The 11782-nt window shown below is 69.9% G+C and carries 8 protein-coding genes; all 8 read left to right on the forward strand.

Features of this window, described 5'->3' with window-relative positions; translation table 11 throughout:
- Positions 1 to 592 (forward strand): PfkB family carbohydrate kinase (locus NON22_RS13375; RefSeq protein WP_257387437.1); only part of this gene is annotated, 592 nt, incomplete at its 5' end.
- A gap of 178 nt (positions 593 to 770) precedes the next feature.
- Positions 771 to 1448, forward strand: a complete 678-nt coding sequence (locus tag NON22_RS13380) for a response regulator transcription factor (RefSeq protein WP_257387438.1) — start codon at positions 771 to 773, stop codon at positions 1446 to 1448.
- Positions 1435 to 2817, forward strand: a complete 1383-nt coding sequence (locus tag NON22_RS13385; RefSeq protein ID WP_257387439.1) for a sensor histidine kinase — start codon at positions 1435 to 1437, stop codon at positions 2815 to 2817. Before NON22_RS13380 ends, NON22_RS13385 begins: the two co-directional genes overlap by 14 nt.
- 649 nt (positions 2818 to 3466) lie before the next feature.
- Positions 3467 to 6778 (forward strand): S8 family serine peptidase, encoded by a 3312-nt coding sequence (locus tag NON22_RS13390; protein ID WP_257387440.1) that lies wholly within the window; start codon positions 3467 to 3469, stop codon positions 6776 to 6778.
- Between the two features lie 81 nt (positions 6779 to 6859).
- Complete coding sequence (locus NON22_RS13395) at positions 6860 to 7306, forward strand: hypothetical protein (protein WP_257387441.1); 447 nt, start codon at positions 6860 to 6862, stop codon at positions 7304 to 7306.
- Between the two features lie 11 nt (positions 7307 to 7317).
- On the forward strand, positions 7318 to 7668 hold the full coding sequence (locus NON22_RS13400; RefSeq protein WP_257387442.1) for a hypothetical protein: 351 nt from the start codon (positions 7318 to 7320) through the stop codon (positions 7666 to 7668).
- Positions 7669 to 7730: 62 nt separating this feature from the next.
- Positions 7731 to 7964 (forward strand): hypothetical protein, encoded by a 234-nt coding sequence (locus NON22_RS13405; protein ID WP_257387443.1) that lies wholly within the window; start codon positions 7731 to 7733, stop codon positions 7962 to 7964.
- Between the two features lie 476 nt (positions 7965 to 8440).
- On the forward strand, positions 8441 to 11647 hold the full coding sequence (locus tag NON22_RS13410) for an efflux RND transporter permease subunit (protein WP_257387444.1): 3207 nt from the start codon (positions 8441 to 8443) through the stop codon (positions 11645 to 11647).
- Positions 11648 to 11782: the final 135 nt, after the last annotated feature.

Genomic DNA, 11782 nt, shown 5'->3' on the forward strand with positions numbered 1-11782 from the left:
CCGCGCCGGCGCCGAGGCGGCGATCGCCGCGGCGCGCGCCGCGCGCGCGGCGGGCCTGCACGTGGTCTTCGACGGCAATTTCCGCGTCAAGCTCTGGCAGGCCTGGGACGGCGATCCGGCGCAGATCCTCGGCGAGATCTTCGCCTGCGCCGACACGGCCTTCGCCGACCACCGCGACATCGGCGTCGTACTGCGGCGCGATTTCGCCGGCGCGCCGGCGGACCAGGTCGAACGCATCGCCGCCGACGCGGCGTTCGCCGCATTTCCGCAGCTGCGCCGCATCGTCGCGACGCGGCGCGTGCAGCACAGCGTCGACTGCCACGACCTCGCCGCGCACGCCTTCACGCGCGACGGCACCTGGCGGATGCCGGCCCAGCGCCTGGACGGCATCGTCGACCGCATCGGCGGCGGCGACGCGTTCGCCGCCGGCGTGCTGCACGGCCTGCTGGACGGGCGCGACGAGGACTACAGCCTGCGCTTCGGCCTGGCCGCCGCCTGCCTCAAGCACTCCGTGCCCGGCGATTTCCTGAGCCTGGCTGCCGGGCGCGTGGAAGCGCTGGTCGCGGAAGCGCGGTTCGACGTGCGGCGCTAGCCGGTGGCTACTGTCACGGGAATCGGGAATCGGAGGAGCAGATCGATGCAGCCCCGCCGTCGCCGCTCTTACGATTACCGATTCCCCATTGCCGATTCCCGCCCCCTAAAGCGGGCTTCATTTGCACGCGCCCGCCCCCACGTGGACCATAGCCCCTCCCACCTGCGCCCGGACCATAATGCCCCGTGCCCTGACCATCGAAGACGACACCGTGACGGCGGGCGAGATCGTCGCCGAACTGACGCGGCGCGGGCTCGCGGTGGACTGGACCACGAACGGCCGCGACGGCTACGAGCGGGCGCGCGACGGCGCGTACGACGTGATCACGCTCGACCGCATGCTGCCGGAGCTCGACGGGCTCAGCGTCGTCACGCGGCTGCGCGAGAGCGGCGTGCAGACGCCGGTGCTCATGATCAGCGCGCTGTCGGACGTCGACGAACGCGTGCGCGGCCTGCGCGCCGGCGGCGACGACTACCTGACCAAGCCGTTCAGTCCCGACGAAATGGCTGCGCGCGTCGAGGTGCTGCTGCGCCGCCCCGGCGGCGGCCCGCGCGAGACCGCCTTGCGCGTGGCCGACCTGGAGATCGACCTGATCGCGCGCGTCGCGCGCCGCGGCGGCGTCGAGCTCGAACTGCTGCCGACCGAATTCCGCCTGCTCGAATTCCTCGTGCGCCAGTCGGGCCAGATCCTGACCCGCACGATGATCTTCGAAGCGGTCTGGGGCTATCACTTCGACCCCGGCACCAATGTCATCGAAGTGCACATAGGCCGCCTGCGCCGCAAGATCGACACGCCCGGCAGCGTGGCGCTGATCCGCACGGTGCGCGGCTCGGGGTACGTGCTTGAAGCTCACTGATCTCTGGCGCACCGGCAGCTCGCGCCTGCTGCTGGTCTACGGCGCCCTGTTCGCATTGTGGTGCGTCGCGCTGATCGGCGTGATCCAGTGGGACACGCGGCGCTATCTGTCCAACGTCGTCGATCTGAAGATCGATCACATCTCCGAGTATTTCCTCAAGATCGACCGCGCACGCCTGCCCGAGGCGCTGGCCGTGACCGAATCGCTGGACCTGCGCGACGTGATCTCGCACGGCCTGTTCGACGCCCAGGGCAACCTGATCGAAGGCAATCTCGCGCGGATTCCCGAGGGCATGCCGCTCGACGGCAAGGTGCACGCGCTCGAGAACGGCGTGCAGCGCGTGCAAGGCCATCATCCCGTGCGCGCACGCGGCATCGCCGTGAAGCTGCCGAGCGGCGAGCTGCTCGTGTTCGTGCGCGACACCAGCGTCATCGACACGGTGGGTGCGATCATCGACCGCGCCGTGCTCTGGGGCCTGCCGCTCGTCGTCATTCCGGGCCTGCTGGGCGCGCTGCTGCTGAGCCGCCAGCCGCTGCGCCGCGTGCGCGCGATGGAGACCGCGGTCCAGCCGATCATGCGCGGCGACCTGCGCCGGCGCCTGCCGGTGTCGCCGCGCCGCGACGAACTGGATCTGCTGGCCGGCATCGTCAACAGCATGCTCGACGAGATCGAGCGCCTGATGGGCGAGGTCAAGGGTGTCTGCGACAACATCGCCCACGACCTGCGCACGCCGCTGACGCGGCTGCGCGCGCAGCTGCACGGCCTGCAGCGCGAGACCGCCGCCGACGATCCGCGCTCGGCGCTGATCGAGGCCACGATCGCCGACGCCGACGCCCTGCTCGACCGCTTCCGCGCGCTGCTGCGGATTTCCGAGCTCGAGGATCTGCACCGCCGCGCCGGCTTCGACGATTTCGACCTGGCCGCGACCCTGCGCCACGTCGTGGAGATCTACGCGCCGCTGGCCGAGGACAAGCGCGTCGCGTTCGCGCTCGAAACGGCCGAACCGCTGCCGCCGCTGCGCGGCGATCCGCATCTGGTATTCGAGGCCGTCTCCAACCTCGTCGACAACGCGATCAAGTTCACGCCGCCGCAGGGCCGCGTGCGCCTGCGCACCTCGCTCGAAAGCGAGGGGCCGCGCATCGAGGTCATCGACAACGGCCCCGGCATTCAGGCCTGCGACCGCGGCGCCGTCGTGCAGCGCTTCTACCGCGGCGCCGGCGCCCAGGCCGAAGCCGGCCAGGGCCTCGGCCTGGCCATCGTCGCGGCCATCGCGAAGCTGCACAGCTTCCGCCTGGAGATCGCCGAATGCGACGGCGGCGGCGCGAAGGTGTCGCTGCTGTGCTGGGCGGCGGAGCCGGCGGTGGCGTAGCCCCGCAACGGCGGCGCCGTTGCGGGCGGGAATGGGGAATCGTGAGAGCCGGAGCGATCCGGCCGGCGCTGCCGTGCTTCTCCGATTCCCGATTCCCCATTCCCGAGCCTGCGCGATGCGCAGGCCTCACAAATATATTTCCGAGATATTTCCCGATGTCCCTGCGCCGCTCCGCGGCCATGCTGCTCGTGATCGGATCGGAAATCGTGGAAGCGGGGTGAACCCTTCCGGAGCACGGCGCTTCGGCTTCTGGCGACTCCAATTCCCCGTTCCCGATTCCCGCTCAGCCCCGCGCAACGCGCGGCAGCTGAGCTCCCACGCCCCTCCACCACGAGTGTGTTGTGACCGGCCGCGCGGGGAGGCGCGGCGGTGACGTCCGGCCCGGCCGGACCGTTGGGGGGAACCAGCCACCGCGACCTGGAGGTGTCCCGCCCCGAGTACGCCCGTTCGCCTTATCGCTGCGCCCGCTGTGTGCAGGCGTCGTGCGGGGCCGTTCGCAGCAGGGCGCCGGAGCACCGGCGGCAGCGAACCCGTCCGTCGGCACCGCTCCGTTTCCGGTCCGGACCCTCCGGCGCCGGTTCCTCGCCGCTGAACGTGCCGCACGGGGGTCCGGCACGCGCAGGGCTGCAGTAGCACTCAGGAAACCGCCATGCGTACCTCATTGTTCATCGCCATTCTCGTCGCCCTGTCGGGCACGGCCGGCGCCGCCGGCGACCGCCTGCCCGGCGACGACCCGGGCAATTCGCGCAACAGCGACGAACGCTGCCTCGTGAGCTTTTCCAGCGCCGAGCAGGACGTCTGCTCGGGCAAAGTGTTCCTCGCCAATCCGGACCTGGAAGCACTCGGCAACGCGGATCTGTACAAGGATTCGCCGCTGCGCCTGCTCAAGTTCGACGGGCCCATCACCGAGCAGCGCCGCGCCGCGGTCGAGGCCGGCGGCTTCGAGATCCTCGGCTATGCGCCGCACTACGCCTACATCGTGCGTGCGCGCACCGACGTGCAGCGTCCGCCGCCGATGAGCGGCGTGCTCTGGAGCGGCCCGTTCCTGCCGGCGTTCAAGGTCGACCTGAACCTCGCCAACGAGCTCAAGGACGGCGGCATCGTCGAGCAGGCCGGCATCACCGAGCTCGTCATCAGCCTCAATCGCAACGAGGACCGCGCCGCCGCGCAGAACGCGATCGCGCGCGCGCCGGGGCTGACGTTCAGCGGCGTCGTGGAGGCCGGTCCCGACACGCGCCTGCTCGCGCGCTTCGAACGCCCGACCCTGCGCGCGGCCGTCGAGCAGCTCGCGGCCGATCCGAACATCGCCGCGATCGGCCTGCGCTGGCCGATGCACCTGATGAACTCGCAGGCCGACTGGCTGCACCAGAGCAACGTGAACTCGCCCTCGCCGCTGCGTCCGGTGTTCGACCGCGGCATCTACGGCTGCGGGCAGATCGTCGGCGAGCTCGACACCGGCATCCATATGGCGCACTGCTCGTTCAACGATGCGGCGCAGCCGCCGCCGGTCAACGTCTGCACCTCGGGCGCGAGCTGCCCGACGATCGCGACGCCGAACACCGCCGCGCGCAAGGTCATCGCCTATTACAAGTGGTCGGGCCTGTCCGGCAGCTCGCCGGAGGACAACCACGGCCACGGCACCCACGTCGCCGGTTCCATCGCGGGCCAGAACCCGGCCAACGCGGTCGACTGCACGAACTTCACGACGCCGGGCGGCAATACCGATCTCGACGGCACGGCGCCGGGCGCGAAGATCGTCATGCAGGAATCCGGTGGCAACCTCGCCTATCTGAACACGCAGGGCGGCAACCCGTACCACGCCGCGCAGACCGCCTACAACAACGGCGCGCGCCTGCACAGCAACTCCTGGGGCGGCGGCTGCACGAACAGCCTCGGCCAGTGCATCTCCGGCTGCACGGTGACCTACGACGCGCAGGCGCGCGACGCCGACAACGTCACGCGCGACAACAACGATCTCGTGCTGCTGTTCGCGGCCGGCAACGACGCGACGGCCTGCGCGAACGGCTACAACGTCGGCAGCCCGGGCAACGCGAAGAACGTCGTCACGGTCGGCGCCACCGGCCGCGGCACGGCCGGCAACAACATGGCGAGCTTCTCCTCGCGCGGTCCGACCAACGACAGCCGCACCAAGCCCGACATCACGGCCCAGGGCAGCAGCATCGTCTCGGCCGCGCGCAACGCCTGCGGCACCACGACGATGAGCGGCACCTCGATGGCCACGCCGACCGCGGCCGGCCTGGCCGCGCTCGTGCGCGAATACCTGCAGCGCGGCTTCTATCCGACCGGGCAGAAGGTCGCCGCGAACGCGATCGCCAATCCCTCGGGCGCGCTGGTCAAGGCCATCCTGATTTCCGGCGCGAGCAGCATGAGCGGCACCGGCGCCGGCACCAATCCGGGCCAGGCCCAGGGCTGGGGCCGCATCCATCTGGACAATGCGCTGTATTTCAACGGCGACAGCAGCCGCCTGTACATCCACGATTCGTCGGCCGGCCTCGCGACCGGCGGCCAGGACACGCACAGCCTGACGGTGACGGCCGGTACGCCGCTCAACGTCACCCTGGCCTGGACCGACGCGGCCGCGGCCGTCGGCGCGAATCCGGCGCTGGTCAATTCGCTGCGCCTGGAAGTCGTCGCGCCGAACGGCGACGTCTGGACGCAGAAGCTGCCGTCCGGCTTCAACGTCAACAACGCGAATCCGACGCAGAGCACGACGACGACGAACTACGACACGCGCAACAACGTGCACCGGATCAGCTTCGCGAGTCCGGCCGCCGGCACCTACCAGGTGCGCGTGCGCGGCATCAACGTGCCGAGCGGTCCGCAGAAATACGCGCTGGCCGCGACCGGCAACTTCCAGCCGGTCAGCAGCACGCCGGACTTCAGCCTGTCGGCGAGCCCGGCGTCGGTCAGCGTCTGCGCCGGCTCGAACGCGAGCTATACGATCGGCGCCGAAAGCCTCAACGGCTTCTCGAGCACGGTCGCACTGTCCGTCGCCGGCCTGCCCGGCAGCGCGACCGGCACGTTCACGCCGTCGTCCGTCGTGCCGGCGGTGCCCGCGGCGACGAGCGCGCTGGCCGTCGCCAACACGACCGGCGTGGCCAGCGGCAGCTACAGCCTCGTCGTCACGGGCGCCTCGAGCTCGCCGGCGCTGTCGCATACGGCCGGCGTGACCTTGAACGTGACCGCGTCCGCGCCGCCGGCCGGCACGCTGAACGCACCGGCCAACGGCGCGACCGGCCAGAGCACGACGCCGGCCTTCAGCTGGAGCGCGATCGCCGGCGCGAGCGCGTATCGCCTGCAGGTCTCGACGAGCGCGAGCTTCACGAGCACGGTCATCGACCAGGTCGTCGCCGGCACGAGCTACACGCCGGCGACCGCGCTCGCGAACAGCACGACGTACTACTGGCGCGTGACCGGCAGCAACGGCTGCGGCGACGGCGCGGCCTCGGCCGTGTCGAGCTTCACGACGGCCGCCGTCGTCGCGAACTACTGCCGCACGCCGAACCTCGCGATCCCGGACAACAACGCGACCGGCGTCAGCGACGCGCAGGTCGTCGCAGCCGGCGGTACCTTGACCGGACTGCGTCTGTCCTTCGACATCACCCATACCTACATGGGCGATCTGACCCTGATCCTGTCCAACGGCACGAGCTCGGTCACCCTGATGCAGCGGCCCGGCAACGCGAGCAACACCGGCAGCTCCGGCTGCAGCGGCAACAACGGCAACGTCATCGTCGACAACGCGGCGACCTTGACCCTGGAGAGCAACTGCGGCAGCGGCACGCCGGCCTATACCAACGGCGCGAGCTACAGGCCGAACAACCCGTTCACGCCGTTCGTCGGTCAGCCGCTCAACGGCACCTGGACCCTGCGCGCGGTCGACTCGGCCGGCGCCGACACCGGCATCCTGCGCGGCTGGTGCCTGCTGCCGAACCTGTAAGCACCCGCAACCTCGACAGCGCATGACCCGCGGCGGGCTCGCAAGAGCCCGCCGTTTCATTTTGTTCGGCGAAGGGCATTCGTGCATGAGGCGCACGGCGCGACTTTTGCGCTTGTGTCGCTGACGCCTTCATCGGGACGTCGACTTCCATCGTTCCGCAAGCCCGGAGCCCTCGCTCAGATCAACAGCTGGACCGACTGGGAGCTCAAGCTCGATCTCGCCGGCAATCCGCCGTATGCGGAGCGCGACAGCCGGCTGCTGGCCTATCGCTGGGCCGGCGGCGCCAACAACGAACTCTGGCGCCAGAACCGGACCCGCTCGGCCGGCGCCGCGGCGTCGACCGTCGGCGTCGGCGTCGATGCGCTGCAGTTGCACCTGCAGCGCCGGGGCCGGCCGGACATCGACGCGCTCGACACGTCGCTGCAGATGGCCGCCGCCGTGCAGATCGATCCGGACCGCAGTCTCCGCCTGCAGTTCGTCTGGGAAAGATCGCGCTCGCGCAGCATCCCGAGCTCGATGCCCCGCTGAACCAGTGGTTCGTGCCGGCGCTGCTGGATTTCCTCAACCGCAACCTGCTCGCGCCGATCGCGATACCGGCCATCGAGCTGCTCGGCGTCGGCTTCACCGCGCCGGCGCTCGCGACACAGCATCCGCATCTGCTCGCCGCGACGGCGCAGCTGCCCGACACGGTCGAGCCGCCGCCGGCGACCGCGTGGCCGCAAGGCAAGGTCTTCGCCGGCGCCGACGAGGACGTGCTCAACGCCGTCGCCGCCGCGCTCGAGCGCATCGTGCCGTCGGGCAAGTGGGAATATTCGATCGACATCGGCATCTGCACGCTGGGACTGAACGCGCGCTACGACGTGTACCTGGGCAATCCGCGTTTCAGCTGACCCCGGCGTCGCGCAACGTCTACCTCCCGAGCAGGGAGCTCGGCGCGCACGCGGGCTTCTCGATGTCCTGCGTCCTGTCGGCGTCGCCGGGCGCGAGCGCGCGCGGCTGGGTCACGGCCGCGGCCGAGGTCTCGGTCGACGCGCGCAACCACATCGTCGTCCACCTGAAATCGGTCGAGCAGCTGTCGCTGAGCTGGGGCTTCGACGACACGCCGTTCTGGCTGCCGAACTGGGCGATCTCGCCGATCCTCAAGGTGTTCGAACCCGCGGTCGCGGCCGTCGTCGGCGCCGCCTAGCGCGACCTGTCGTTCGACGTCTATTCGATCCCGACGATCAGCGCGACGATCGCCGGCCGCACCTTCGATCTCACCCTGCGCGATCTCGCGCTCGACTCGACCGCCGACGGTGCCGGCAAGCCGCTGCTGCTCGCGACCGGCGCGGCGTCGGTGACGATGCGCTAGTCCGGTCCGGGTCCGTCGCCCGCCGGAGGCGCCGGATTCGCCGGCAGTCGGCGCGCCGCGTACGAACGGCAGGGCGGCGCCGCGGCCGACCGCCAAAACCGCGGATACCGGTATCCGCGGCCACTAGACCATGGTCGTAACCGCAGGGCTGGCGGCGGCGCGCAAGCCTCGTCACGGCGCCGCGCCGCAACGCTTCGGCGCGGTCGGCGCGGCGCTGCTTTCGTTCCTAAAAAATTCTTCATTCACGCGCGAGCTTGGGTTTCCGGACGGCGCCGCATACTAGTGCGGCGCATCATCGCTCACGGTTCTCCATGTTCGGCATCGTTCGTACCGCATTGCGCCGCCCGTATACCTTCGTCGTCCTGGCGCTGCTGCTCCTGCTCATCGGCCCGCTCGCGGCGCTGCGCTCGCCGACCGACATCTTTCCGGAAATCCGCATTCCGGTCATCAGCGTGGTCTGGCAATACACAGGCCTGCCGCCCGATGCGATGGCCGGCCGCATCACCACACCGTTCCAGCGCGCGCTGACGACGACGGTCAACGACATCGAGCACATCGAAGCCAATTCTTATACCGGCTTCGGCGTCATCAAGATCTTTTTCCAGCCGACCGTCGACATCAACACGGCCAACGCCCAGGTCACCGCGATCTCGCAGACCCTGCTGCGGCAGATGCCGCCGGGCGTGAATCCGCCGCTGATCATCAACTACAACGCGTCGACCGTGCCGATCCTGCAGCTCGCGCTGTCGGGCAAGGGCATGAACGAGCAGACGCTCGGCGATCTCGGCATCAACAACGTGCGCACACGCCTCGTCACCGTGCCCGGCGCGGCCGTGCCGTTTCCGTTCGGCGGCAAGTCGCGCCAGGTGCAGATCGATCTCGATCCGGCCGCGCTGCAGGCGCGCGGCCTGTCGGGCCAGGACGTGGCGACCGCGCTGGCCGCGCAGAACCTGATCACACCGGTCGGCACGCAGAAGATCGGCGGCTTCGAATACACGATACAGCTCAACAACGCGCCGTCGGATCTCGACGCGATCGCGCAGATGCCGATCAAGACGGTCAACGGCGCGATGGTCACCATCCGCGACGTGGCCAACGTGCGCGACGGCAACCCGCCGCAGAGCAACATCGTCCACGTCGACGGCAACCGTTCGGTGCTGCTGACGGTGTTCAAGAACGGCTCGGCGTCGACCCTCGCGATCATCGCCGGCATCAAGGACATGGCCGAAGCGATCAAGCCCGGCCTGCCCGAGGATCTGGAAATCAAGCCGATCGGCGACCAGTCGCTGTTCGTGCGCGCCGCGATCGGCGGCGTCGCGAAGGAAGGCCTGATCGCCGCGGCGCTGACGAGCCTGATGATCCTGCTGTTCCTCGGCAGCTGGCGCTCCACCGCCATCATCGCCGTGTCGATTCCGCTGTCGATCCTCGGCGCGATCGCGACTCTGGCCGCGTTCGGCGAGACCCTGAACATCATGACCCTCGGCGGGCTCGCGCTGGCCGTCGGCATCCTCGTCGACGACGCGACGGTCACGATCGAGAACATCAACTGGCATCTCGAACAGGGCAAGGACGTCGAGACGGCCATCCTCGACGGCGCGCAGCAGATCGTGATGCCGGCCTTCGTCTCGCTGCTGTGCATCTGCATCGTGTTCGTGCCGATGTTCTTCCTCGAAGGCGTGGCGCGCTTCCTGTTCGTGCCGATGGCGCTGGCGGTGATGTTCGCGATGACCTGGTCGTTCATCCTCTCGCGAACCTTGGTACCGACCATGGCCAAGTACCTGCTCAGGCCGCACGCGCCGCACACCGACCTGCACGGCAACACGGCGACGCTCGGGCGCGGCGCCAATCCGCTCGTGCGCTTCCAGCGCGGCTTCGAGGCGCGCTTCGAGCGGTTCCGCGAGGGCTACCGCGACCTGCTCGCGCTGGCCCTGGTGCACCGGCGCGGCTTCGTGCTCGGCTTCCTCGCGGTCGTGCTGGCCTCGTTCCTGCTCGTGCCGTTCCTCGGCCGCAATTTCTTCCCGAGCGTCGACGCCGGCCAGATCCTCATGCATGCGCGCGCCCAGGTCGGCACGCGCGTGGAAGAAACCGCGAACCGTTTCGCGCAGATCCAGCAGGCCATCCGCGAGATCATTCCGCCCGACGAACTCGGCACGCTCGTCGACAACGTCGGCATGCCGATCTCGGGCATCAACCTCGCCTACAACAACACCGGCACGATCGGCTCGCAGGACGGCGACATCCAGATCAGCCTGCGCGAAGGCCACCGGCCGACCGAGGACTACGTGCGCACGCTGCGCGAGGAACTGCCGCGGCGCTTTCCCGGCGTGACCTTCTCGTTCCTGCCGGCCGACATCGTCACGCAGATCCTGAACTTCGGCGCGCCGGCGCCGATCGACCTGCAGGTGCGCGGTCCCAACGCGGCGGCGAACTACGCCCACGCGCAGAAGCTGCTGCACGAGATCCGCCAGGTCCCGGGCGTCGCCGACGCGCGCATCCAGCAGTCGGCGGCCGCGCCGCTGTTCAAGGTCGACGTGGACCGCACGCGCGCGCAGTACGTCGGCATGACCGAGCGCGACGTGACCAACAGCCTCGTCGTGAATCTCGCCGGATCGAGCCAGGTCGCGCCGACGTTCTGGCTCAATCCGCAGAACGGCGTGCAGTACCCGATCGTCATGCAGACGCCGCAGTACGACATGGACTCGCTGGATGCTCTGATGAGCGTGCCGCTGACCGCGGCCGGCGCGCGCGCGCCGCAGCTGCTCGGCGGCGTCGCGACGATAGCGCGGGGCACGGCCAGCGCCGTGGTCTCGCAGTACGACATCCAGCCGCTGGTGCAGATCTACGCGACGCCGCAGGGCCGCGATCTCGGCGCGGTGGCCGGCGAGATCCAGCGCATCGTCGCCGCGCATGCGGCCGAGCAGCCCAAGGGCGTGCAGGTGCATCTGCTCGGCCAGGTGCGCACGATGAACTCGGCGTTCACGGGCCTGTTCCTCGGCCTCGTCGGCGCGATCGTGCTGATCTATCTGCTGATCGTCGTGAACTTCCAGTCCTGGAGCGACCCGCTGGTCATCGTCAGCGCGCTGCCCGCGGCGCTGGCCGGCATCGTCTGGATGCTGTTCACGACGTTCACGACCCTGTCGGTGCCGGCGCTGACCGGCGCGATCATGTGCATGGGCGTGGCCACGGCCAACAGCGTGCTCGTCATCAGCTTCGCGCGCGAACGCCTCGAGCAGCTCGGCGACCCGGTCGCCGCGGCGCTCGACGCCGGCTTCGTGCGCTTCCGCCCGGTGCTCATGACCGCGCTCGCGATGATCATCGGCATGGCGCCCATGGCGCTGGGCCTCGGCGAAGGCGGCGAACAGAACGCGCCGCTCGGCCGCGCCGTCGTCGGCGGCCTGATCTTCGCCACGTTCGCGACCCTGGTCTTCGTCCCCGTCGTCTTCAGCATCGTGCACGGCCGCGAGCAGCGCCGCCGTGGCGAACGCGCCATCGTTTCCGGAGAACCTCATGCCGTCTGATCCGACCGCGCCGCGCCGCGGCCTCAAACTCACCGGCGCCGCCGTCGCCGCCGGCGCCGCGCTGGTCGTCGCGCTCGGCATCGGCTCGCGCGCCTCGGGGCACGCCCGGCTCAAGGAATGGACCCAGGCCCAGGC

It is taken from the genome of Tahibacter caeni (assembly GCF_024609805.1).
Lineage (GTDB): Bacteria > Pseudomonadota > Gammaproteobacteria > Xanthomonadales > Rhodanobacteraceae > Tahibacter > Tahibacter caeni.